This is a genomic window from Bacillus sp. ILBB4 (assembly GCF_035064545.1).
Classification (GTDB): Bacteria; Bacillota; Bacilli; order Bacillales; family Bacillaceae_H; genus Priestia.
The window spans coordinates 977628-1002091 of sequence record NZ_JAIQVD010000001.1 but is presented as its reverse complement, the minus strand read 5'-3'; the positions used below and the strand labels follow the sequence as shown (position 1 = coordinate 1002091).

Annotated in this window: 26 protein-coding genes, 1 tRNA gene and 1 other annotated feature; of the genes, 26 read left to right on the top strand and 1 reads right to left on the bottom strand. The window is 38.7% G+C overall.

The window, feature by feature from the left end; all coding sequences use genetic code 11:
* The first annotated feature begins 273 nt into the window (after positions 1 to 273).
* From LAV82_RS05340 to ssuD, 13 genes are all read left to right on the top strand, one after another.
* On the top strand, positions 274 to 882 hold the full coding sequence (locus LAV82_RS05340; RefSeq protein WP_013059400.1) for a succinate dehydrogenase cytochrome b558 subunit: 609 nt from the start codon (positions 274 to 276) through the stop codon (positions 880 to 882).
* 29 nt (positions 883 to 911) lie between these two features.
* Complete coding sequence (sdhA, locus tag LAV82_RS05335) at positions 912 to 2699, top strand: succinate dehydrogenase flavoprotein subunit (protein WP_211077234.1); 1788 nt, start codon at positions 912 to 914, stop codon at positions 2697 to 2699.
* Positions 2700 to 2702: 3 nt separating this feature from the next.
* Positions 2703 to 3476: a succinate dehydrogenase iron-sulfur subunit gene (gene sdhB / locus LAV82_RS05330; RefSeq protein ID WP_013059398.1), complete on the top strand. Its 774-nt coding sequence runs from the start codon at positions 2703 to 2705 to the stop codon at positions 3474 to 3476.
* Positions 3477 to 3539: 63 nt separating this feature from the next.
* Positions 3540 to 3989, top strand: coding sequence for an acyl-CoA thioesterase (locus LAV82_RS05325; protein WP_057233279.1), 450 nt, complete (start codon positions 3540 to 3542; stop codon positions 3987 to 3989).
* A 173-nt stretch (positions 3990 to 4162) separates the two neighbouring features.
* Positions 4163 to 4387, top strand: coding sequence for a spore germination transcription factor GerE (gerE, locus tag LAV82_RS05320; RefSeq protein ID WP_013059396.1), 225 nt, complete (start codon positions 4163 to 4165; stop codon positions 4385 to 4387).
* Positions 4388 to 4590: 203 nt separating this feature from the next.
* Complete coding sequence (locus LAV82_RS05315) at positions 4591 to 4917, top strand: hypothetical protein (protein WP_057237334.1); 327 nt, start codon at positions 4591 to 4593, stop codon at positions 4915 to 4917.
* A 148-nt stretch (positions 4918 to 5065) separates the two neighbouring features.
* Entirely contained in the window at positions 5066 to 5566 is a 501-nt protein-coding gene (locus tag LAV82_RS05310; protein ID WP_013085158.1) for a cation:proton antiporter regulatory subunit, read from the top strand.
* Entirely contained in the window at positions 5567 to 6781 is a 1215-nt protein-coding gene (locus LAV82_RS05305; RefSeq protein WP_057233281.1) for a cation:proton antiporter, read from the top strand. It abuts the gene before it with no gap.
* 187 nt (positions 6782 to 6968) lie between these two features.
* Positions 6969 to 7712, top strand: coding sequence for an ABC transporter ATP-binding protein (locus tag LAV82_RS05300; protein WP_499715739.1), 744 nt, complete (start codon positions 6969 to 6971; stop codon positions 7710 to 7712).
* 33 nt (positions 7713 to 7745) lie between these two features.
* The gene (locus LAV82_RS05295) at positions 7746 to 8732 is read left to right on the top strand and encodes an aliphatic sulfonate ABC transporter substrate-binding protein (RefSeq protein WP_013059391.1); all 987 of its coding nucleotides are present in this window, start codon (positions 7746 to 7748) and stop codon (positions 8730 to 8732) included.
* A 130-nt stretch (positions 8733 to 8862) separates the two neighbouring features.
* Complete coding sequence (locus LAV82_RS05290; RefSeq protein WP_372585231.1) at positions 8863 to 9597, top strand: ABC transporter permease; 735 nt, start codon at positions 8863 to 8865, stop codon at positions 9595 to 9597.
* 69 nt (positions 9598 to 9666) lie between these two features.
* Positions 9667 to 10221: an NADPH-dependent FMN reductase gene (gene ssuE / locus LAV82_RS05285; RefSeq protein ID WP_499715709.1), complete on the top strand. Its 555-nt coding sequence runs from the start codon at positions 9667 to 9669 to the stop codon at positions 10219 to 10221.
* Positions 10218 to 11342: an FMNH2-dependent alkanesulfonate monooxygenase gene (ssuD, locus tag LAV82_RS05280; protein WP_016765674.1), complete on the top strand. Its 1125-nt coding sequence runs from the start codon at positions 10218 to 10220 to the stop codon at positions 11340 to 11342. Before ssuE ends, ssuD begins: the two co-directional genes overlap by 4 nt.
* A gap of 66 nt (positions 11343 to 11408) precedes the next feature.
* Here ssuD and LAV82_RS05275 read toward each other — a convergent pair whose 3' ends face one another.
* Positions 11409 to 11615: a hypothetical protein gene (locus tag LAV82_RS05275; protein WP_013059387.1), complete on the bottom strand. Its 207-nt coding sequence runs from the start codon at positions 11613 to 11615 to the stop codon at positions 11409 to 11411.
* A 240-nt stretch (positions 11616 to 11855) separates the two neighbouring features.
* On the opposite strand from LAV82_RS05275, the gene LAV82_RS05270 reads away from it, so the two are divergent.
* From LAV82_RS05270 to ilvN, 13 genes are all read left to right on the top strand, one after another.
* Complete coding sequence (locus LAV82_RS05270; RefSeq protein ID WP_211077236.1) at positions 11856 to 13874, top strand: penicillin-binding transpeptidase domain-containing protein; 2019 nt, start codon at positions 11856 to 11858, stop codon at positions 13872 to 13874.
* Positions 13875 to 14316: 442 nt separating this feature from the next.
* A complete protein-coding gene (locus tag LAV82_RS05265; RefSeq protein ID WP_029711160.1) occupies positions 14317 to 14949 on the top strand; it encodes a DUF47 domain-containing protein in 633 nt (210 codons plus the stop codon).
* Positions 14950 to 14964: 15 nt separating this feature from the next.
* Positions 14965 to 15963, top strand: coding sequence for an inorganic phosphate transporter (locus LAV82_RS05260; protein WP_013059384.1), 999 nt, complete (start codon positions 14965 to 14967; stop codon positions 15961 to 15963).
* 113 nt (positions 15964 to 16076) lie between these two features.
* Positions 16077 to 16691: a PH domain-containing protein gene (locus LAV82_RS05255; RefSeq protein ID WP_013059383.1), complete on the top strand. Its 615-nt coding sequence runs from the start codon at positions 16077 to 16079 to the stop codon at positions 16689 to 16691.
* A gap of 211 nt (positions 16692 to 16902) precedes the next feature.
* A complete protein-coding gene (locus tag LAV82_RS05250) occupies positions 16903 to 17346 on the top strand; it encodes a MarR family winged helix-turn-helix transcriptional regulator (protein ID WP_013059382.1) in 444 nt (147 codons plus the stop codon).
* 10 nt (positions 17347 to 17356) lie between these two features.
* Complete coding sequence (gene racE / locus LAV82_RS05245; protein ID WP_025601441.1) at positions 17357 to 18151, top strand: glutamate racemase; 795 nt, start codon at positions 17357 to 17359, stop codon at positions 18149 to 18151.
* 113 nt (positions 18152 to 18264) lie between these two features.
* Positions 18265 to 19350 (top strand): GerMN domain-containing protein, encoded by a 1086-nt coding sequence (locus tag LAV82_RS05240; protein ID WP_025601439.1) that lies wholly within the window; start codon positions 18265 to 18267, stop codon positions 19348 to 19350.
* 134 nt (positions 19351 to 19484) lie between these two features.
* A complete protein-coding gene (gene rph, locus LAV82_RS05235; RefSeq protein WP_211077237.1) occupies positions 19485 to 20231 on the top strand; it encodes a ribonuclease PH in 747 nt (248 codons plus the stop codon).
* A 9-nt stretch (positions 20232 to 20240) separates the two neighbouring features.
* Entirely contained in the window at positions 20241 to 20834 is a 594-nt protein-coding gene (locus LAV82_RS05230) for an XTP/dITP diphosphatase (RefSeq protein ID WP_025601437.1), read from the top strand.
* Positions 20835 to 20849: 15 nt separating this feature from the next.
* Positions 20850 to 21362 (top strand): metallophosphoesterase, encoded by a 513-nt coding sequence (locus LAV82_RS05225; RefSeq protein ID WP_013059377.1) that lies wholly within the window; start codon positions 20850 to 20852, stop codon positions 21360 to 21362.
* Positions 21363 to 21487: 125 nt separating this feature from the next.
* A tRNA-Arg gene (locus tag LAV82_RS05220) sits at positions 21488 to 21561 on the top strand.
* Positions 21562 to 21885: 324 nt separating this feature from the next.
* Positions 21886 to 22139 (top strand) — a binding site (T-box leader).
* A gap of 68 nt (positions 22140 to 22207) precedes the next feature.
* A complete protein-coding gene (ilvB, locus tag LAV82_RS05215; protein ID WP_155660677.1) occupies positions 22208 to 23935 on the top strand; it encodes an acetolactate synthase large subunit in 1728 nt (575 codons plus the stop codon).
* Positions 23932 to 24444, top strand: coding sequence for an acetolactate synthase small subunit (ilvN, locus tag LAV82_RS05210; protein ID WP_013059375.1), 513 nt, complete (start codon positions 23932 to 23934; stop codon positions 24442 to 24444). Before ilvB ends, ilvN begins: the two co-directional genes overlap by 4 nt.
* Positions 24445 to 24464: the final 20 nt, after the last annotated feature.

The following is a 24464-nucleotide window of genomic DNA, read 5'->3' as shown; positions in this document are numbered from 1 at the left end:
TGGCAAGCAATATTATAATAGAAAGAAAAAATCTGTAACATCAATATAGTAAGCGTTAACAAATATAAAATTTTATAAATTTATATTTTATAGAAGATTTAAATATCTTGCCTTGACGCTCTTAATCGATGGGAGTAAAATTAACCTGTCACATACTTTATTAGGAAATGCAAAGGTTTTCATTTCCTGTATTCACGATTAATCTATTTGTCTAGTGGGAGTAAGAAAGTTCTTCACAAACTATGTTCATTTAACTAAGGGGGGTCTACGCAGATGGCGGCAAACAGAGAGTTTCAATATCGGAGAATCCATTCATTACTTGGGGTAATACCAATCGGGATTTTCTTAACACAGCATTTAGTTGTGAATCATTTCGCGACAAAGGGAGAAGAATCATTTAATCAAGCAGCTCACTTCATGGAGAGCTTACCTTTCCGCTATGCTCTAGAAATTTTCATTATTTTCTTACCAATCGTTTTTCACGCAATATACGGTCTTTACATCGCATTCACTGCTAAAACAAACGTTAACAACTATGGGTTTTTCCGTAACTGGATGTTTATCCTTCAGCGTGTTTCAGGTGTAATCACACTTATCTTCATCACATGGCACGTATGGGAAACCAGAATACAAGCTGCGCTTGGAAAAGAAGTAGATTTTCAAATGATGGAACGAATTTTAAGCAACCCGGCAATGCTTGCATTCTACATAGTTGGTGTTGTATCTACGATCTTCCACTTTGCAAACGGTCTATGGTCATTTGGAGTTAGCTGGGGGTTAACTGTAACACCACGTTCTCAAAGAATTTCAACTTATGTGACATTAGCAATCTTCTTAGCACTTACATTTGTAGGTGTTCGTACATTATTCGCATTTGCATAAAATTAAGGTTTTGAAGGAGTGGGGTTCCGATGAGTAACGGAAAAATCATCGTAGTCGGTGGCGGTTTAGCTGGCTTGATGGCAACAATAAAAATTGCTGAGTCTGGCAAGCAAGTAGATTTATTTTCACTAGTTCCGGTAAAAAGATCTCACTCAGTTTGCGCGCAAGGTGGAATCAACGGAGCCGTAAATACGAAAGGTGAAGGGGATTCACCATGGGAACACTTTGATGACACAGTGTACGGCGGAGACTTTTTAGCCAACCAGCCACCTGTAAAAGCAATGTGTGAAGCAGCTCCTGGCATTATTCACTTACTTGACCGCATGGGTGTTATGTTTAACCGTACTCCTGAGGGTTTGTTAGACTTCAGACGATTTGGCGGGACGCAGCATCACCGTACGGCTTTTGCTGGAGCAACAACGGGTCAACAATTATTGTACGCATTAGATGAGCAGGTTCGTCGCTATGAAGTTGCCGGACTTGTGACAAAGTACGAAGGATGGGAATTCTTAGGTGCTGTTCTTGACGATGAGCGCAGCTGTCGCGGAATTTCTGCACAGAATTTAAAATCAATGGAAATTAAAACGTTCCCAGCTGACGCGGTTATTATGGCTACAGGTGGACCTGGAATTGTTTTTGGAAAATCGACGAACTCAGTTATTAATACAGGTTCAGCGGCATCTATTGTGTATCAGCAAGGTGCATACTATTCAAACGGAGAGTTTATTCAAATTCATCCAACTGCTATCCCAGGAGATGATAAGCTTCGTCTTATGAGTGAATCTGCTCGTGGAGAAGGCGGACGCGTTTGGACATATAAAGACGGTAAACCTTGGTATTTCTTAGAGGAAAAATATCCTGCATACGGTAACTTAGTACCTCGTGATATTGCAACTCGTGAAATTTTTGACGTCTGCGTAGCGCAGAAGTTAGGAATTAACGGAGAGAACATGGTTTATCTGGACCTTTCACATAAAGATCCAAAAGAGCTAGACATTAAACTTGGAGGTATCATCGAAATCTATGAAAAATTCATGGGCGATGATCCGCGCAAGGTACCAATGAAAATTTTCCCAGCCGTACACTATTCAATGGGCGGTTTATGGGTGGATTACGATCAAATGACAAATATTCCTGGCTTATTCGCAGCTGGTGAGTGTGATTATTCACAGCACGGAGCGAACCGTTTAGGAGCAAACTCATTATTATCAGCTATTTATGGTGGTATGGTTGCCGGTCCTAAAGCGGTTGAATACATCAATGGTTTAGAAAAGAGCGCAGATGCTATTTCTTCAAGCGTATATGATCGTCATGTGAAAGAAGAAGAAGAGAAATGGAACAATATCATGAATCTTCAAGGTACAGAAAATGCATACGTTCTTCATAAAGAGCTAGGGGAATGGATGACTGACAACGTGACAGTCGTACGATACAATGACAAACTGTTAAAAACAGATGAAAAGATTCAAGAATTAATTGAACGCTATGATCGTATTAACATTAATGATACGGCTAAATGGAGTAATCAAGCGGCAACATTTACTCGTCAGCTGCAAAACATGCTTCAGCTTTCACGTGTTGTAACGCTAGGAGCTTACAACCGTAACGAAAGTCGCGGTGCTCATTATAAGCCAGATTTCCCAGATCGTAACGATGAAGAATTCTTAAAAACAACAATGGCATCTTTTGTGGATAAGAAAACGGCTCCTTCTTTCCATTATGAAAAGGTAGATGTATCGTTAATCAAACCGCGTAAGCGCGACTACACAAAGAAAAAAGATGAAAAACCAAAAAAACAACAAGAGGGGGTTCGTTAATCAATGAGTGAACAACAAACAGTCCAAAAGACAGTGCGCTTCATTATTACACGTCAAGATTCAGCTGAATCTGCTCCTTACAATCAGGAGTTTGAAATTCCGTATCGTCCGAATATGAACGTTATTTCAGCACTGATGGAAATCAGACGTAACCCGGTTGATGCTTCAGGTAAAGAGGTTGCTCCGATAAACTGGGAAATGAACTGTTTAGAGGAAGTATGCGGAGCCTGTTCAATGGTCATCAACGGTAAACCTCGTCAGTCATGTACGGCTCTTGTTGATAAACTAGAACAGCCAATTCGCTTACAGCCAATGAAAACATTTCCTGTGGTTCGTGACTTGCAAGTAGACCGCAGCCGTATGTTTGATTCACTAAAAAAAGTAAAAGCCTGGGTTCCAATCGATGGCACATACGATTTAGGTCCAGGACCGCGTATGCCTGAAAAGAAACGTCAGTGGGCGTATGAGTTATCCAAGTGTATGACATGTGGCGTTTGCTTAGAAGCTTGTCCAAACGTAAACGACAAGTCAAACTTCATCGGTCCAGCACCGCTTTCTCAAGTTCGCTTGTTTAATGCCCATCCAACCGGTGCGTTAAATAAAGGAGAACGTTTAGAGACGATTATGGGTGATGGAGGACTAGCGAACTGCGGGAACTCTCAAAACTGCGTTCAATCATGTCCAAAAGGAATTCCATTGACTACTTCAATCGCAGCTTTGAACCGCGATACAACAATTCAAGCATTCAGAAGTTTCTTTGGTAGCGATCAAGTATAATCACTCAAAACCTCTCCACGCGGAGAGGTTTTATTTTGTCTATGACGAATGGAGGAAATACAGATGAATAATATTTCGTATATTGAAGACATGGATCATTGGAAAGAGTCATTTTCGTTTAAGCAGGAGATCAAGGTAAGATTTTCGGAAACAGATATGTTTGGGCATTTAAATAATACGGTTCCTTTTGTTTATTTTGAACAAATACGTACGGAATTCTTTCACTATATTGGCTTTATGCAAAAGTGGACGAGTGAGCATGAGGGAACGATACCGGTGGTGGCTGATTTGCAGTGCGATTATGTCAAACAAGTGTATTTTGGCAACGTGCTATCTGTTTTTGTAAAAGCTCATAGAATTGGACGTTCGTCGGTTGATTTACACTATATGATTCAAAATGAGCAAAGAGAGGTTGTACTCACCGGGAGAGGAACAATGGTGCAAATTTCTAAAGAAACGGGAAAAAGCGTGCCTTGGAATGAAGAGATGAAAAGGTGTTTATCAAATATATGAAAATGGCTTGAAGGCTCTTTCTTCAGGCTTTTTTCTTTTTTAAAGGTAAAAAAGAGTTTTTTGCATATTTTTTCTAAAACTAGTAACCGCGTAGGCATACCGCACATAAGATATGTTGACTAAATTTACACCCATCCGATAGTTCAACTCAGGATCAGGCAAGGAGGGTTACATTGAAAGAAAAAGAGTTTCAACCTAAACCGCTACTTACAAAGCGTGAACGAGAAGTATTCGAGCTTTTAGTACAGGACAAAACAACAAAAGAAATCGCGAGTGAACTATTCATTAGCGAAAAAACAGTTCGAAATCATATTTCTAATGCGATGCAAAAGCTTGGAGTCAAGGGGCGTTCTCAAGCAGTCGTAGAACTCCTTCGAATGGGAGAACTTGAACTATAACATGAGCTGGCTTTCTTCTTAGAAAGCCAGCTTTTTGTATATTTTTTTAAGTGTCGCATACATATCTAAAAAGAATGACGTTAAGAAAATATTATAAAAAAGGTAAATCTTTATAAAAAAAACTTATTGCTTGAAATTGAATTTCAGAGTACGTATACTTTTAAGTAAGGAGATACTAGTTCAGAAGAAAGAGAGGTGAGATGATGAAAAATGTATGGATGAGCTTATTGTTATGCATGATATTCTGTTTGCCTTTTGCGAGTTTGCCAGATAAATTTATTGATAACGACTTTGAAAAAATGAAGGTCACAAAAAGTTCGGTTCAGCATTACACGGATATTGTGCACATGTCTCCAGGAGCTAAGCACAGCGTTAAACAAATAGGATCCCTCATACAAAGCGTGATAGTAACTTTTGCTTTAGTATGGACGAGTGCCAAACTCATCATTCCGACGCATCAAATTGCGTATTTTATCCTCAAGAAAACACTTTTTTATCCAAAAATCTTTCAATCAAGTTACCTCAATTAAATAAAAAAGGTTGAAATTTCCACAGCCTTTTCTTCAAACCTAAAATTACCAACTATTCTTAGGCTTATTTGCTATGCGGATTTTCTATGCAAATAACGCGGCAAAATTTAAAAATTCTTTTTAAAAACTTTATAGGAGTGATCATTCAATGATGATTAAAGAAACGGAGTTACCAGGAATCGGCCGTAAATTTGAAATTGAGACAAGCGGAGGAAACCGTGTAGTCGTTATCATTCATGATGATGGACGACGTGAAATCTACCACTTCGATCAAAAAGATTTAGAAGAAAGCATTTTTGACATTACGTTAACAGATACGGAATCAAGACAGCTAGCTGCAATTTTAGGCGGCATGATTTACAAGCCAAAAGCAATGGAAACCATTGAAGTGGCATTCAATGACTTAGTGATTGAATGGTACAAGGTTGAAAAACAAGCGAAAGCTCACAGTAAAACAATTGGTGAAATTGACGTTCGCAGCAACTATGATGTCACTATCATCGCCGTCATTAAAAACACGCAAAAAAAATTATCCACCCCAGGACCAGATACGTTAATTGAAGAAGGAGATACGCTTGTCATCTCTGGTGAAAGAGGAAATTTAAAAACGCTCATTAAAGAATTGCTTTCACAAGGAGGTAGTTCATAATTGGATCATTTAGTATTTGAAGTTGGGACAGCTTTGTTACTAGTGGCTTTAGCGGCTATACTAGCACATAAATTTAAATTTACAATTATTCCATTCCTCATTCTGCTGGGCATGGCGGTCGGTCCCCATGCTCCTGAGTTTGGCTCATTCAGTTTGAAGTTTATTGAAAGCCAAGAGATTATTGAATTCATGGGAAGAATTGGAGTTCTCTTTTTACTCTTTTATTTAGGATTAGAATTTTCAGTTGGAAAGCTAATTAAATCAGGCAGGTCCATCGCGGTGGGAGGATCTATTTATATTTTAATTAACTTCACTTTAGGATTATTGTATGGATACCTGACAGGAAATCCTCTTCTTGAAGTGCTGATTATCGCTGGAATTATTACGATTTCGTCCAGCGCAATTGTCGCAAAAGTATTGGTTGATTTAAAACGGACAGCGAATCCAGAAACGGAACTGATATTAGGGATCATCATGTTTGAAGATATTTTCTTAGCCGTTTATCTTTCTGTCGTTTCAGGGCTGGTGCTTGGAGACCACGGATCGCTTGCTGGATCTTTAACATCTATTTTAATTGCGTTTGGCTATATGATGCTGTTCTTTATCATTGCTCGAAAAGCCACGCCGCTACTAAATAAACTTTTAAATATTTCATCAAACGAAATCTTTATAATCGTCGTTTTTGCGGTATTGTTTTTTGTGGCAGGCTTCTCAGAAACAATTCACGTGGCAGAAGCAATTGGTGCGTTATTGCTTGGTCTTGTATTTTCTGAAACGGAACATCGCGATCGTATTGAACATCTTGTCGTACCGTTTCGTGATTTCTTTGGAGCTATCTTTTTCTTCAGCTTCGGGTTAAGTATTGATCCTCTCACGCTGTGGGATGCAGGCTGGCTTGCGCTTGGCGCAGTTGCGCTTACGATTATTGGTAACTTTACAGCTGGTATGATCTCAGGAAGAAAAAGCGGGCTGTCACACAAGGCTTCTACCAATATTGGATTAACGATTATGTCACGAGGCGAGTTTTCAATCATTATGGCTAACATTGGAATTGAAGGAGGATTATCCGCAATTCTTCAGCCATTCGCCGCGCTTTATGTATTGATTCTAGCTATTATTGGCCCTTTGTTAACGAAGGAGTCTAAGCATATATACGGATTTTTAAACTCGGTATTTAAATGGAAAAAGCCAAATCCTCAAGAATCAAAAGGATAAAATATATAAAACACAGTTGACAAATCGGATTAATATGATAAAATTCAAAATAATCCAATAACAAATCAGTTAAATATAGCAACGGGCTGATCGGTCAACCGAAAGCTCCTACCTTTTTCAGGTAGGAGCTTTTGTGTTTTTAGATGAACGAGCTTTTGATTTGAAAATTCAAGGAGGAGGAATTGCTGTGAGTGTCATGATTCAATCGGTTAACCGCTCATTTCAAAAAGGAGAACAAGTAACTCAAGCATTGCGAAATGTAAATCTTACGATTAATAAAGGTGAATTTATTACCGTTATTGGTCCGAGCGGATGCGGAAAAAGTACACTGCTTAAAATGATTGCAGGACTTGATATGGATTATGAAGGGCGTATTGAAATCAACGGGAAGCACGTAGCCGGACCTAGCATTAAACAGGGAATGATCTTTCAAGAACACCGCTTGTTCCCATGGCTTAATGTGGAGCAAAATATAGCGGCTGACTTATCTTTGAAAGATTCGAACGTTCGGCACCGCGTAGATGAGTTAATTGATATTGTCAGGCTGAAAGGATTTGAAAAAGCTTATCCTCGAGAACTATCTGGAGGGATGTCTCAACGAGTTGCTATTGCGCGTGCTCTTTTAAGAAATCCAGAGGTTTTATTGTTAGATGAACCGTTCGGTGCATTAGATGCTTTCACTCGCACTCATTTGCAAGATGTGCTGCTAGACATATGGAAAAAAGAAAAAACAACCATGATTTTTGTTACGCATGATTTAGATGAATCCATTTGCTTGGGGACTAAAATTGTGATTATGAGTGCCAGACCAGGAGAAATTAGCCGGGTCGTTCCAGTAGAAATTAGTCATCCGCGAAAAAAGACAGAGTTACCATTTCAGCAGCTAAGGCAGCAAGTACTGAAAGAATTTGAAGAAGCAGGAGAACATTAAAGATTCAATAAGACAGAGAAGGAGACAGAACAGATGAAAAAGCTACTTTTAACTGCAGCTATTGTACTTGTCCTCGCATTGGCTGGGTGCGGGACGAAAGAAAAAGCGAGCGGAGCAGATTCAAAAGACGTTACGATTAATATTGGTATCCAACAAAGCTTAGGCCCTTTAATGCTGGCACAAAACCAAAAATGGTTTGAAAAAGAATTTAAAAAAATAGGTGTAAATGTTAAATGGACAGAGTTTCAAAGCGGACCTCCGCAATTTGAAGGTTTAGCATCTGGACATTTGGATTTCGGCCAAGTTGGAAATTCACCGGTTATTTCTGGTCAAGGCGCAGACATTCCGTTTTTAGAAATTGCTAATTCCAGCGACGGGTTGAAAGGAAATGCCATTTTAGTAGGGAAAAACAGCAAGATTAAAAGCGTAAAAGATTTAAAAGGTAAAAAGATCGCGGTTGCGAAAGGAAGCAGCGGTTTTAATTTATTGTACAGAGCTCTTGACCAGAATGGGTTGAAGCCAAGTGATGTAAAGATTATTCAGCTTCAGCCAGACGAAGCTCAGCCAGCATTTGAAAATGGGTCAGTGGATGCATGGTCAATCTGGGAACCGTTTATCTCACTGCAAAACTTAAAAAATGAAGCTCGTATTTTAGCAGACGGCGATTCATTAAAGGTTGCTTCACCGGGCTTTACTATTGTAAGAGAAGGCTTTGCAAAAGATCATCCAGAGTTAGTCGTTAAGTTTTTACAAGTTTATCAAAAAGCGCTTGAATGGCAAAACGAACATTTTGAAGAATCTGTGGATATTTTAGCAAAGCAAAAAAATCTAGATAAAGACGTAGTAAGACAAGTGTTAAAAAATAATCCTGCCTATAATCGCCCAACCTCTAAAGAAATTATTGCAGAACAACAGCGAACAGCTGATTTTCAACAATCTTTAGGCGTTATTAAAAAGAAAATTGATACTGGAGATGTTGTTGATAATTCATTTATTGAAAAAGCATTAAAAGAAAAATGAGGTGATGAAAATGAGTAAAACATCTGTGGTTTCAGGACATGTCCAGTCTTCAGCAGCTCACTTGCAAAAAGTGAAAAAAAGAAAGGAAGAAGCGAAAAATAAGCAGGGAATTTTCCTTCGTTCTCTTGTCATGCCACTTCTGCTTATCGTGGTGTGGCAAATCATTGGTTCTGCGGGCTATGTATCCAAAACTGTTCTTCCTACACCTGTTGATATTGTACTTTCTTTCAAACAGCTCATCGTATCCGGGGAACTCGGAGCTAATCTTCAAATCAGTATTTTGCGTGCTGCCATAGGTTTTGCCGTTGGAGCTGGACTAGGATTACTATTTGGTATAATTGTCGGTTTCTCAAAGAAAACGGAGCACTATATGGATCCATCTATTCAAATGCTTAGAACTGTTCCTCACCTTGCATTGGCGCCTTTATTTATCTTATGGTTTGGCTTTGGTGAAATTTCAAAGATATTGCTAATTGCAAACGGTGCATTTTTCCCAATCTATGTTAATACGTATCTAGGTATTCGCGGCGTTGATTCGAAATTATTTGATGTTGCTCGTGTTCTTCAATTTAGTAAATGGAAACAAATCACAAAACTCATTTTACCAGCTGCTCTTCCTAATATTTTACTTGGTGTCCGATTGTCTTTAGGTATTGCATGGCTCGGACTGGTAGTTGCTGAATTAATGGGAGCAAGTGAAGGTGTAGGATACATGATTATGGATGCTAGACAGTTTTCTCAAACGGACGTAGTTTTTGTCGGAATTATCATTTTTGCTGTTGTAGGCAAATTAACCGATTCATTTGTCCGAGTATTAGAAAAGCGTCTTCTTAAATGGAGAGACAGCTACGCAGGTGAAAAATAAAATAAGGATTTATACACGTATTAATCCTTGTAAATCTATCAGTTTTATAAGTGAAAAGGAGAGATGATAATGAGCCAGGTTACAATTATGACAGGAAGCCCTTCAAAGCAATCAAGGTCAGCTGCTTTAAGCGAGTATATTGCATTATATCTACAAGATGAAAAATATGAAGTGAAAACCGTGCATGTCCGTGACTTGCCCGCTGAAGACTTAGTATATGCTAACTTTTCTAGCCCTGCGATTCAAGAAGCTCAAAAGAAAGTCGCAGATGCTGATGCCGTTATTATTGTCAGCCCAATCTATAAAGCTAGCTACACAGGAATTTTAAAAACATTTTTAGATTTAATACCTGAAAAAGGTTTGCACAATAAAACCGTGCTGCCGATAGCTACAGGGGGAACCATTGCTCACCTACTGGCTCTTGATTATGTATTTAAGCCGACTTTATCCGTTTTAGGAGCTACTGCTCTTATTCATGGAGTTTATATTGTTGATTCTGAGGTGACCTATACGAAAGAAAATGAAATTGAGTTTATTGCGGAAGAAGCAGAAGCGAGAATTAAACGTTCATTAAAAGAGCTGGGATATCATCTAGAACAAACGAAAAGGAGTGTTGAATCATGAAAATGTTATGGTTTATTCCTTCCCATGGAGATGGAAGATATTTAGGGACAAATCGAGGAGGTCGTTCAGCAGACTATTCATATTTTCGGCAAGTTGCTCAAGCAGCTGACCGGTTAGGGTTTGAAGGAGTTTTGATTCCAACGGGGAAATCATGCGAAGACCCGTGGCTATTGGCTGCTTCACTTATACCTGAAACAGAGCGTTTGAAATTTTTAGTAGCTGTACGTCCCGGCATTATGGCGCCTTCCGTGGCAGCGCGCATGACCTCGACTCTTGATCGGATTTCAAACGGTCGTTTACTAGTTAATGTAGTAGCAGGAGGAGACCCGGCAGAATTAGCGGGAGATGGCCTTTTCTTATCACATGATGAACGTTATGAAGCTGCGGATGAATTTTTAGATGTGTGGAAAGGGTTATTGGCTGGAGATACGGTTAATTATGAAGGAAAACATATTCATGTAGAGAACAGTGAGCTGTTGTATCCACCTGTTCAAAAACCTTCTCCACCTATTTATTTTGGCGGATCTTCACCCGCAGGACAAAAAGTTGCAGCAAAACATTCTGACGTGTATTTAACGTGGGGCGAACCTCCTGAACAAGTAAGAGAAAAAATAACGGCTGTGAGAAAGCAAGCAGAAGCAGAAGGCAGAACCGTTAAGTTTGGGATTCGTTTGCATATTATTGTACGGGAAACGGAAGAAGAAGCTTGGCAAGCAGCCGATCGATTAATTCAGCATTTGGACGACGACACGATTCAAGCAGCACAGCGTACTTTTGCTAGGTATGACTCAGTCGGGCAGCAGCGAATGGCGAGCCTTCATAGAGGAACCAGAGAGGAACTTACGATTAGCCCTAACTTATGGGCAGGTGTAGGACTCGTCCGGGGTGGTGCAGGAACTGCACTAGTAGGCAGTGCTGAAAATGTAGCGAAACGAATAAAAGAATATGAAGCCTTAGGAATTGAATCTTTTATTTTATCAGGCTATCCGCATTTAGAAGAAGCTTATCACGTAGGAGAGTTATTGTTCCCGCTTTTAAATATTGATGACGGTGAAGGAAAGAGTGAAAGCATCGGTGAGATTATTGCAAACGATAGGTTTCCAAAAGCTTCAACGTCATAAAAGAAGAACCGGTGAAAAATTCACCGGTTCTTCTTTTACATTCATCTCAGCCGAGAGACGAGTTCGTTAAATTGTTGGTTTAGGTTTTTCAGGTGCAGCTTGTTTATCTTTTCGACTTTCTTGAATATATACTTTAAAGAGAAAAATATTTAAACAGCCCAGTGTGAGGAATAACGGTGCAAAATAATATTCTTGAGACATAAGTAGGACGAAAACGCTTCCAAAACAGAACAGAGAACTAAACATAAAGTAAAACTGTAAGAATCTTCTCATTTTAGTCGCCTCCTATTCTTTTTCTTCTTACAATTATTATATCAAATACTTTCCAAAAAAGACACAAAATATTCACAAAATGTTCAATTTTTTTCTTATTTACCTATTGATTTTTTTGTAAATGTGTAAATTTAGTGGGTTGTAATACCAATTAATTCCTGGTGGTAACTTTCTGATGGAAAGTTTATGTAAAATTTTATATGATAGAGAAATGGTATTGGAAAAAGGGGGAAAATCATCATGAGACGAATTGGGTGGCTATTTTTTACTATGGCAATTCTCTTATTAATAACTGCCGGTTGCTCAAATGATCAACAGAAAGCACAGGATCGATTCGATAAATATGTAGCCATGTGGAATAAAGAAGATTTTAAAGGCATGTATGGATACTTGTCTAAAGATGCTAAAAAGACGATTTCAGAAAAAGACTTTGTAAATCGATATAAAAATATCTATGATGCAATTGAAGCGGACAAGCTTAAAGTGAAGGCAAGTAAAATAGAAGACTTAGAAATAAAAGACCATAAAGCTGTTTTACCTTTTGAAGTAAACATGAACTCTGTAGCCGGTGAAATCTCATTTGAAGAAAATGCTGCTGTGGTTCAAGAAAAACAAGGGGATAGAGAGAATTGGTATATTAATTGGAAGCCTAATATGATTTTTAAAGGACTTAAGCAAGGAGAGCAAGTAAGAGTAGCTACTCAGTCAGCTGTGCGTGGAGAAATTATGGATCGTTCAGGGAAATATTTAGCTCAAAACGGAGAAGCGATTCAAGTTGGAGTTGTTCCCCAACAGTTTTCTAAAGGCGGTGAGCAAGCTATACAACAATTAAGCAAGACTCTTGCTCTTTCAGAAAAAAGTATTAATCAAGCACTGAGCGCTTCTTGGGTGAAAGAGAATCAATTTGTTCCTATTAAAACGGTTAGTCAAAAAGACGCCTCTAATTTAGAGAATTCTTTGAAAAAAGTAGAAGGCATTCAACAAAAAAAGGTAAATGCGCGCGTATATCCTTGTGAAGAAGCGTGTGCTCATTTAGTTGGATACGTTGTGCCTGTCACAGCGGAATATTTAAAAGAGCATAAAGATGAAGGCTATAATGCTCAGTCTAAAGCTGGAATGATTGGCTTAGAGTCTTTATATGAAGATAAGCTTCGTGCTCGAGACGGCGTCACGATTTATACTGTAGATAAAGATGGTAATAAAAAGAATGAAATTGCAAAAGTGAATCCAAAAGACGGGGAAAGCATTCAAGTTACGGTAGACACGAATGTTCAAAAATCCCTTTATGAACAGTTAAAAGATGAAAAAGGAGTAGCTACTGCTCTTCAACCTAAAACGGGAGAAATATTAGGTCTTGTAAGCACGCCAGCTTTTGATCCGAATTCTTTTTCTTTTGGAATCGATGCTAATACGTATCAATTCCTTTCAACGAACCCGGATAAGCCGTTAATGAATCGCTTTACCAAAACGTATTCTCCGGGATCTACATTTAAGCTAGTCACTGGAGCTTTAGCGGTTGATGAAGGTGTGGTAAATCCAAACGAAAGTATATCAATCAGCGGGAAGAAATGGCAAAAAGATAAAAGCTGGGGGGATTTTTACGTAACACGAGTGGGAAGCAAGCCGAATGTTAATTTACGTGATGCTTATGTTACATCTGATAATATTTATTTTGCGCAGACTGCTTTGAAGCTAGGTTTAGACAAATTTAACAGTGGTTTAAAACAGTTTGGGTTCAATCAAAAAATGCCTGTTAATTATCCTTTTGAAACGTCTAAAATTGCAGGTGATCAAGATATTAAAGATGAGGGAGTATTAGCAAACTCTGGCTATGGCCAGGGGAAACTGCAAGTGAATCCTCTCCACTTGGCATTGATGTATACATCGATTGTAAACGATGGAAACATAGTAAAGCCTATTCTTATGAACGGTGATGAGAGTGGAATATGGAAAAAACAAGTAATATCTAAAGAAACGGCGCAATTAATTCAAAAGGATTTAGTTGATGTCATTGAAGATAAGAACGGTACGGGTCATGCTGCAAAGATAGATGGGTTAACCCTGGCTGGAAAAACTGGAACGGCAGAATTAAAGAAAACTCAAGGTGAAAAAGGGCAGGAAAACGGCTGGTTTGTAGCTGTGGATACAAAACAGAAAAACCTACTCGTTTCAATGATGATTGAAGGAGTAGAAGATAAAGGCGGAAGTCATTACGTCGTGCCGAAAGTAAAAAATGTATTTCAGCAATATAATAAGTAAATAATAAAAGCCAGTTCTAAAGGAGCTGGCTTTTATTATTTACACAAGGGGAGTAATGTTAAGTTTTTGTAAATCCCAGTTTTATACAAACTCTGAAAACCCTTATTTTAAAAGGAATGAACGTATTATTGTTAATGTATTGTAAAGAGACCTAAAAAAATGTGTTTGAAAAGTTATTGACAATTAACAATAATAGGAGTAATTTTTGACTTGGCGTAAAAAAATGAATCGCATAACCTATAAGTAAAAGAACCACCTTTTGGGACTTTTGCTCTGGTAAACGTTTGTTTTTTTAGAATTTTTTGATACACAAGAGAGGTGGTTTCTCTCGTTATAGTAATGAACAGCTAAGTTTTATCCATTACTTTAAATGAAAAAAGAAACTAGAACACATATAAAAAGATAGAGAGAAAAAACGAGTGGTAAAGTTTCGATAAATTGGATGGAGGATTGCAACGTGATCAAAAGAAAAAAAGACAAGTTTTCTGAAATGTTAATGGACATTGCCCAAAATATTAAGGACTCAGCAGAGTTTTTAGGCAGCTTTGAACTTCAAAATGTATCTGACCTAAAGGAATTTGCCAACGTTTTAAAAGCGTATGAATCAAAAGGTGATAAATACGTGCATACAGTGATTACTGAGTTGAACAAAGCATTTATTACTCCAATTGAGCGTGAAGATATTTTACAGCTAGCAATGAGCATGGATGATGTACTTGATGGCATCGACAGCTTTGCTGCTTTAATGGAAATTCATTCAATTACGACATTTGATGAATATGTAGCTGAATTTGTTAAAAATATTCAAGGCTGTGCTGAAGAGATTTTAATTACTATTAATTTGTTGTCTGAGAAAAAGCTTCTTCAAATTAGTGAACATGCAATTAAAATTAAAGAGTATGAGTCACATTGTGATACATTATATCGTCGTGCACTAAAACAATTATTTGCAACATGTAAAGATCCAATTAAAGTTATTCAATATAAAGAAATTTATGAAACGCTAGAAGAAATCGCGGATTATTGTCAAACGGTTGCGAACAACTTAGAATCAGTTATTATGAAGAATGCGTAACGGGGCTATAATATAATGGATTCAATGCTAATATTAACCATTCTAATTGTAGTTGGTGCACTTGGTTTTGACTTTATCAACGGGTTTCACGATACAGCTAATGCCATTGCGACTTCTGTTTCAACCAAAGCTTTAAAACCGCGACATGCAATTCTTTTAGCCGCAACCATGAACTTTGTGGGTGCTATGACGTTTACGGGCGTAGCCAAAACGATTACAAAGGATATCGTTGATCCTTATACGCTTCAAAACGGTTCTGTCGTTATTTTAGCAGCACTAATTTCTGCTATCGCGTGGAACCTAATCACATGGTATTTCGGTATCCCGAGTAGTTCTTCTCATGCAATTATTGGATCGATTGCAGGGGCAGCTATTGCAGCTGCTGGATTTGGTGCTTTAAATTACAAAGGTTTCATCAAAATCATTGAAGCCCTTCTAATTTCACCAGTTCTAGCCTTTGTAGTAGGTTATATTGTCTATACGATTATCAAGCTAACGTTTAAAAACCATAACTTGACGAAAACGAATAAGCGTTTTCGACGCGTTCAAATCCTGACTGCAGCCCTACAATCTTACACACACGGTACGAATGATGCGCAAAAAGCAATGGGTATCATTACGCTAGCGCTTATTGCTAACAATATGCAAAGCGGTACTGAGATTCAGTGGTGGGTACAGCTGGCTTGTGCGGTCGCAATGGGGCTTGGAACGTCAATTGGTGGATGGAAAATCATTAAAACCGTCGGCGGTAAAATTATGAAAATTCGTCCTGTTAATGGAGTAGCTGCAGACTTAACGGGTGCTGCCATTATCTTTGGAGCAACGTTTATTCATCTACCTGTCAGTACTACTCATGTTATTTCATCTTCTATCTTAGGTGTAGGTTCTGCTCACCGAGTGAAAGGTGTAAAATGGGGAACTGCACAGCGCATGGTGATTACATGGGTTATCACATTGCCAATTTCAGCTTCATTAGCTGCACTTATCTATATGATTTTAAATTTGCTCTTTTAATAAATGTGGAGCTTCTTTTTAAGAAGCTCCTTTTTTTATTTACATCCCCTTATTTGCACAGTACACTTAAAACATGAAAATAATACAATTGTTTTTAAGAGGGAGATGGGGAAATGTTTGGAAAAGTAGCTGCTGATGTACTGGGGCTAAGTGATATTGGTTCTGTTATTAAGCCAGTTGATTATGACAAGGTAGATGCAGACGATTACGTTATGCATGAAGAACAAGAAAAAATTTATTTTCTAATCAAATCAAAGTCAGATGAATATTGCTTTACCAATAAAGCGCTCATTCATCTTGATGGAACAAGTGCTACAAGCAAAAAGCGAATGCTTCGCCGTTATAACTACAGCACAAATCACATTTCAAACGTGATGCTAGAAACGGCTGGAACTGTCGATTTAGATGTGGAAATTAAATTTAAAATTGGCTCGGAGACTTTTTCTATCGATGTACACAAAAAGCATATAGAAGAGGTAAAAGATTTATATAAAGCGCTGTTTAAAATGTCTGAAATAACGCGTGAAAATGAAATTGCGCTCGATTTTGCTAAACAAAGTATTCAGCTAGCTTCTTCTACGCTAAGCAGTACAAGAAATACAAGTGGAAGTGTTGCTGGTGAATTTAAAGAAATTAACGAAGCTGCGTTTTCTTGGTTATTAGATAAAAAAACAGCCTACACAACAAAAGATTTCAGCTCAGTTTTCGAGCTGTATATCAATAATTAATAGAAACAGCTGCTCCTTTTATGGAGCAGCTGTTTTTTGATGCTGAATGAGAGTATGTAGACTTATGATGAACGTTGTAGAATCCTTATGTTAACCTTGAAAAATTACTGAAAAAAGAGCACAATATAAAATAGAAAAGAGAAACAATAGAGACGGGTTTAACTGAAAGAAATAATAGAAAATAAGACTTATAGGTGGAAAGGATTACGGTATGACAGCAAAAAATAATGAGGATACAGTGGCAGAATTAGAGAAGTCACTTCGACATATTGCAGCGATTGTGAAGCAAAAAGGAAGAGAAATTTTAGAAGACTATACGATTACGCCACCTCAGTTTATTGCTTTGCAGTGGCTGTTTGAACGTGGAGATATGACGATTGGCGATTTATCAAATCGTATTTTTCTCGCTTGTAGTACAACGACAGATTTAGTAGATCGTATGGAAAAAAATAAGTTGGTGGTTCGGGTGAAAGATCCAAAAGACCGCCGCGTAGTGCGTATTCATTTGCTTCCTGAAGGAGCACGTGTTATCGAAGAAGTAATTGAAAAGCGACAAACGTATTTAAATGGCGTACTGGCAAACTTCTCTCCGAGTGAAACGGAAGTTTTACGAGTAACGTTACGAAAATTGCATGATGAAATGAAAGAAAAATGAGGCGATTGTTTTGAGTAGACCAATTGGTGTTATAGATTCAGGTGTGGGCGGATTAACGGTAGCAAAGGAAATTATGAGACAGCTTCCGAAAGAACAAATTATGTACATTGGAGATACAGCCCGCTGCCCATACGGTCCTCGTCCTAGTGAAGAAGTACGAGCTTTCACGTGGGAGATGACTAATTATTTAGTAGATAAAGATATTAAAATGCTTGTTATTGCGTGCAATACGGCTACGGCAGTTGTGCTGGATGAAATTCAAGAACAGCTCGATATTCCGGTTATAGGCGTCATTGAACCAGGATCACGCGCTGCGCTTAAAGTAACTAAAAATCATAAAATAGGTGTAATCGGCACAAACGGAACCGTGAAAAGTCAAGCCTATACACATGCACTCCGAGCTCTTCATACAAGAGTGGAAGTGGAAAATTTAGCATGCCCTTTGTTTGTGCCTCTTGTAGAGAGCGGTAATTATGAAGGACCGGAAGCGCAGCGAATTGTAAAAGAAACATTAAAACCTTTTTATCATACAGATATGGATACCCTTATTTTAGGATGTACGCATTATCCGTTATTAAAGCCAGTTATTCAAGAAGCAATTGGGCCTAGAGTTCAGTTAATCAGTTCTGGCGAAGAAACGGCAATAGAGGTAAGTGCTATTCTTTCTTATAGCAATTTACTAGCTCCTAGAAACATGGAGCCTGAACACTACTTCTTTACAACAGGATCAACAGAACTGTTTCAATCTATTGCATCTAAATGGTTTGAGCACCCTGTATATAATGTTGAACATATCAAGCTTTAAAACCGTGCATATCATGCTCGGTTTTTTTTGTGGACAAAAACTTTTTTGAGCTGGTCTAAAATGCAAAAAAGCTCGTATACATAGTAGTACAAACAGTCTGAGGAGGGAAAGGAATGTCCAAAAAGACCCAACTTGTTCTCATATCCGCCGTGGTGACCACATCTGTATTGTTATCCGGCTGTGGACTTTTCGGAGGGGATAACGCAGCAAAGGAAATTGATCCGCCAAAGGATGTCACCTATGTGAAAGATGAAAAATCATTAGCGACTGAAGCGAAAGTAACGGAAGCTAATAAAAAACAAAGTAAAGCCGCAGAAACATCTGCGCCTACCAAAAGAGAACTCTACTTAATTGATAAAAACGGGTACGTTGTTCCCCAGACGCTTGAAATTCCTAAATCAAAAGGTGTCGCTAAACAGTCTCTTGAATATTTAGTAGAGGGTGGACCAGTCACAAACTTATTGCCAAATAATTTCCGAGCGGTTCTTCCTGCTGATACAAGAGTTTTAGGGACAAAGCTGGAAAGTGACGGCACGATGGTAGCAGATTTTTCACCTGAATTTGCTGAGTATAAAAAAGAAGATGAACTCCGTATTCTGCAGGCCGTCACTTGGACGCTGACGCAGTTTGAAGGCGTAAATAAAGTTAAAATTCGCATTAACGGCTATGATAAAGATGAGATGCCTGTAAATCATACGCCAATCAGTAAAGGGTTGAGCAGAGCAGATGGCATTAACTTTGATAATACTGGAGTAGTTGACGTAACTCAAACGAAGCCAGTTACGATTTATTACTTAGCTCAAGAGGGCAAACAAACTTACTATGTTCCTGTCACAAAACGAATTGCTTCTGATGACAAAGATATGTACACTGCAATTGTGAACGAGCTTGTAGAAGGACCTGCACCTGCATCAGGTTTAGTGACAGATTTTAATCCTGATGCAAAGCTCGTAGCAGCTCCAAAGTATGCGGACGGTGAGTTAACGCTGAACTTTAATAAAAACATCTTTGGGAATTTAAAAGGAACGGAAATTTCTCAGCATGTTCTCGACTCCTTAGTGTTATCGCTGACGGAACAAAAAGCCGTAGACAGCGTTGCCATTAAGGTGAATGGCAAAAAAACGCTAAAAGATGAAAAAGGGAAAAAATTAACGGAACCAGTTTCAAGACCTAAAAATGTGAACACAGGTAGTTTTTAAAAACAAATTTTTGTTATACTAGTAAAGGACTAAGTAGAAAGAGGTCTGCTGAAATAGCGACCTCTTTCCGCTGTTTTATAGTTAAAATGGAAGAGAATATTACATATAAATGAATGAATAGGAGGACATGCTTAATGCGTTTGGACGGTAGGGAATTTAATGAATTGAGACCTGTATCTCTTCATACTTCATACTTAAAGCATCCAGAAGGATCTGTATTAATCTCGGTAGGAGACACAAAGGTTATTTGTACAGCAAGCATAGACGACAGAGTGCCTCCTTTTATGCGTGGACAAGGAAAAGGATGGATTACAGCTGAATATTCTATGCTGCCTCGAGCTACGGCACAAAGAAATATACGTGAATCATCAAAAGGTAAAGTCACAGGACGAACAATGGAAATTCAGCGTCTAATCGGACGAGCTCTTCGTTCTGTAGTCGATCTGGAAAAGGTCGGAGAAAAGACAATTTGGATTGATTGTGATGTTATTCAAGCAGATGGCGGTACAAGAACGGCATCGATTACAGGTGCTTTTGTGGCTATGGTTTTAGCGTTTGGAAAGCTGGTTGAAGGGAACAAGCTAACAGAAATTCCTATTCGTGACTACTTAGCTGCGACTTCAGTAGGTATTCATGGAGAAAATTCAATTTTAGATTTAAATTATGAAGAAGATTCGACAGCGGAAGTTGACATGAATATTGTGATGACAGGAAGCGGACAGTTTGTAGAATTACAGGGAACGGGAGAGGAATCGACGTTTTCGAGAGAACAGTTAAACCATCTTCTAGATTTAGGGGAAAAGGGTGTTTATCAATTGATTGAACAGCAAAAGGAAGTTCTTGATCATCTGGCTGCCTACATTCCGGTTAAAGAAAGGTAAGGGATTAACGTGCGTGAAATCATTATTGCAACTAAAAACGCAGGCAAAGTAAAAGATTTTGAAACACTTTTCTCACCGAAGGGATTTAAAGTAAAATCGCTTCTTGATTTTCCTGAGATTGAAGACGTGGAAGAAACGGGCGTTACATTTGCAGAGAATGCCACGCTAAAAGCAGAGGCCATTTCATCCGCATTAAATAAGCCGGTCATTGCCGATGATTCCGGGCTTGCTATTGATGCCTTAAACGGGGAGCCAGGCGTTTATTCCGCGCGTTATGCTGGTGAAAATAAAGATGATAATGCTAATATAGAGAAGGTACTTCAAAAATTAAATGACGTGCCGTTTGAAAAGCGCACGGCACGCTTTCATTGTGCTCTTGCTATTGCAGTGCCCGGAAAGAGAACCGAAATTGTAGAAGGCACGTGTGAAGGGCACATCTTGGAGGAAAAAAGAGGGGAAAACGGTTTTGGGTACGATCCCATTTTCTTTGTAGAAAAATGGAGATGCTCTATGGCAGAATTGACCAAAGAGCAAAAAAATCAGATTAGTCACCGAGCAAATGCGTTAAAAAAACTAGCACCGCTAATTGATGCGCAATTTTAGAAGGAGTGATGACGTGTGAAACTATTAATTGTAAGCGATAGCCACGGGTTACAAGAAGAGCTGCTCACTATCAGAGAGAGACATGCTGATGTAGATAAGATGATCCATTGTGGGGACTCTGAGTTGCCGCAAGACAGCAAAGAAATGTCTGCGTTTTTAGGCGTTCGAGGAAATTGTGACTACGATGCATCTTACGTTAATGATCGAGTAGAGTCGCTTGGAGAAGCTACGTGTCTGGTTACACACGGTCACTTATATAATGTTAAAATGTCTATGATGAATTTGCATTACAAAGCGAGAGAAGTCGGGGCAAACGTTGTTTGTTTTGGGCATTCTCACATAGCGGGAGCTGAGCTCATGGACGGAGTTTTATTTATTAATCCAGGAAGTATGTTACTTCCTCGTATGAGAAAAGAGCGTACGTATGCTATACTAGTAATGGATGGTACAGAAGCTACCGTGCAGTTTTACGATATAAGCGGTAAACATATTCCTAGCATGCAGTTAACCTGTACACTTTCAGCATAATATAGCCAAATATAGGGAGAAGAGAAGGTTTTTTACCTCTCTTCTCATAAAATTTCAAAAAAACGTTGACTTTTAAATTATATTTGAATATAATAAGTATTGTCTTTGATACACTTTAACATTATGTCCCAGTAGCTCAGCAGGATAGAGCAACGGCCTTCTAAGCCGTCGGTCGGGAGTTCGAATCTCTCCTGGGACGTCCGGAAAAAACCGGCTTTTACTTTTTAGTAAAAGCCGGTTTTTTTATTTATCTTCAAAGTGAATGTTTGTTCATTCAGTGTGTACAAATGAACGTTTCAGAAAAACTTTTTGAACTGCTGTAAACCCTTATTACATCAATAATGAAAACGCATTCAAATATTCTGTTTAGTCTAAATTGTCTAAAAAAATCTCGAAAAGTGGTTGACTATGCATAGAAATGGGCGTAAGATAGTCCTCAAATATAAGTTTTCTAAAAATTTTAATTAATTGTAATTAATTTAAAATATGATGTGTAAAGCATTGTTCAAAAAGCATATAGCGTTTTAAAACGTTGAAGAGGATAAGTAGTTTTGATGTTTAGGTATCAACAGAGAGTCGGGTTGCTGGAAGCCGACGTTACCAACTCAAAATGAACTCACCTCAGAGTGTCACCCTGAAATTCAGTAAGGGCGACCGAGTGTACTTCCAAAGCACTCGTTATCAAAAAGAATGTACAGTATACATTCATAAGGTAATCATTACGATTACAAACGAGGGTGGTACCGCGTAAAGTACAAAAGACTTTTCGCCCCTTGACCTATATCATTTGATAGGGTCTATTTAGGGGTGAGAAGTCTTTTTTCTTTTATCTAGAAAACGAAAGGATGAGAAAAGTGGGAGCCAATATGCAAACGAAAGAACCTGTAAGCACTGGGGCACAAATGAATGGAGCTGACATGTTGATTGAATCTCTAAGAAGAGAAAATGTTGACGTCATCTTCGGTTACCCCGGGGGAGCCGTTTTACCGATTTACGATAAGCTATATGGTTCAGGAATGTTTCACGTACTTGCTCGTCACGAACAAGGTGGAATTCACGCAGCAGAAGGGTACGCAAGAATTTCAGGCAAACCCGGTGTAGTTATCGCAACAAGTGGTCCTGGCGCAACAAATATCGTAACAGGTTTGGCAGATGCGATGATTGACTCACTTCCTTTAGTTGTTTTTACTGGTCAAGTAGCTTCAAGTGTAATTGGTTCTGACGCGTTCCAAGAAGCAGATGTATTAGGGATCACAATGCCAATTACAAAACATAGCTATCAAGTACGCAATATCAGCGATATGCCGAGAATCATCAAAGAGGCATTTCATATTGCGACAACAGGAAGACCTGGTCCAGTCTTAATCGACATTCCAAAAGATATGGCACAGGGTGATGGAACATTTAACTATGAAGGAGAAATTGATTTACCTGGCTATCAGCCAACTTATTTTCCAAATCAGCTGCAGGTTAAAAAATTAACAGACGCAGTAGCAGCTGCAAAACAACCTGTTATCCTAGCAGGTGCGGGAGTGTTATTGAGTAAAGGTTCAGAAGAATTAAAAAATTATGCCGAGCGTCAAAATATTCCGGTTATTAATACGCTTTTAGGGTTGGGCTGTTTTCCTGCAGATCATCCGCTTCATTTAGGAATGGCTGGCATGCACGGAACGTACACAGCAAACATGGCAATTTATGAGAGTGATCTTCTCATTAGTATCGGTGCACGCTTTGATGACCGAGTAACAGGTAACTTAAAGCATTTTGCACCAAATGCAAAAATTGCTCACATTGACATCGACCCAGCGGAAATTGGAAAGAATGTTCCAACCAAGATTCCAATTGTTGGAGATGCAAAAGAAGTATTGAAGCAATTGCTTCTGCAAGAAGGAGAAGTTGGAGATTATACGAAATGGCATGAGAAATTAGCGGCGTGGAAGCAAGAATATCCATTATGGTATCAGAACTCAGCGGACGTGTTAAAACCACAAAAAGTAGTTGAGTTGCTTCACAAGTATACAAATGGAGATGCCGTTGTTACAACGGACGTTGGGCAACATCAAATGTGGGTAGCTCAATACTACACATTTAATAATCCAGATCGATGGGTAACTTCAGGTGGTCTTGGCACTATGGGCTTTGGATTACCTTCTGCAATCGGCGCTCAGCTGGCAAATAAAGATAAAACAGTTGTAGCAGTCGTTGGTGACGGTGGATTTCAAATGACGCTTCAAGAATTAGGGGTTATTAGAGAATTAAATTTACCTGTAAAAGTGGTTGTACTCAACAATCAGTCGCTTGGTATGGTTCGTCAGTGGCAGGAAATCTTCTATGAAGAACGCTACTCACACTCTTTAATTCCGAATCAGCCTAATTTAATGAAGCTTGCAGAGGCTTATGACATTAAAGGTTTACAAGCTTCTACTGAAGAAGAAGCGCATGCGGCTCTGAAAGAAGCAATGGAAACAGATGGACCTGTTCTACTAAATTTCTTTGTCGCACCTAAAGAAAACGTATATCCAATGGTTGCACCTGGAAAAGGATTACATGAAATGGTAGGGGTGAAACCATGAAGCGAATCATTACAGCAACTGTATTAAACCGTGCGGGCGTTTTAAATCGCGTAACGGGGTTATTTACAAAAAGAAATTTCAATATTGAGAGTATTTCGGTAGGGCACACTGAATCTGAGGATGTATCACGCATGACGTTTGTTGTGAACGTAGAGCATGATAACGCTGCTGAACAAGTGATCAAGCAGTTAAACAAACAGATCGACGTGTTGAAAGTTCAAGATATTACGGATCAAGCTGTGGTGTCAAGAGAGCTTGCTTTAATGAAAGTAGCCTCTACACCAGCGAGCCGTAACGAACTTTATGCAGTAATTGAACCTTTCCGTGCAACCATCATTGATGTAAGTCGCGACAGCCTAATTATTCAAGTAACAGGTGAATCCAGCAAGATTGAAGCGATGATTGATCTACTTCAGCCTTATGGATTAAAAGAAGTAACGCGCACGGGAACAGTAGCTGTTCCGCGCGGTACACAAAAAGCGGCAGCCAAACTTTCATCAATCATTTAATTCTAGCTAGTTACTAAAAA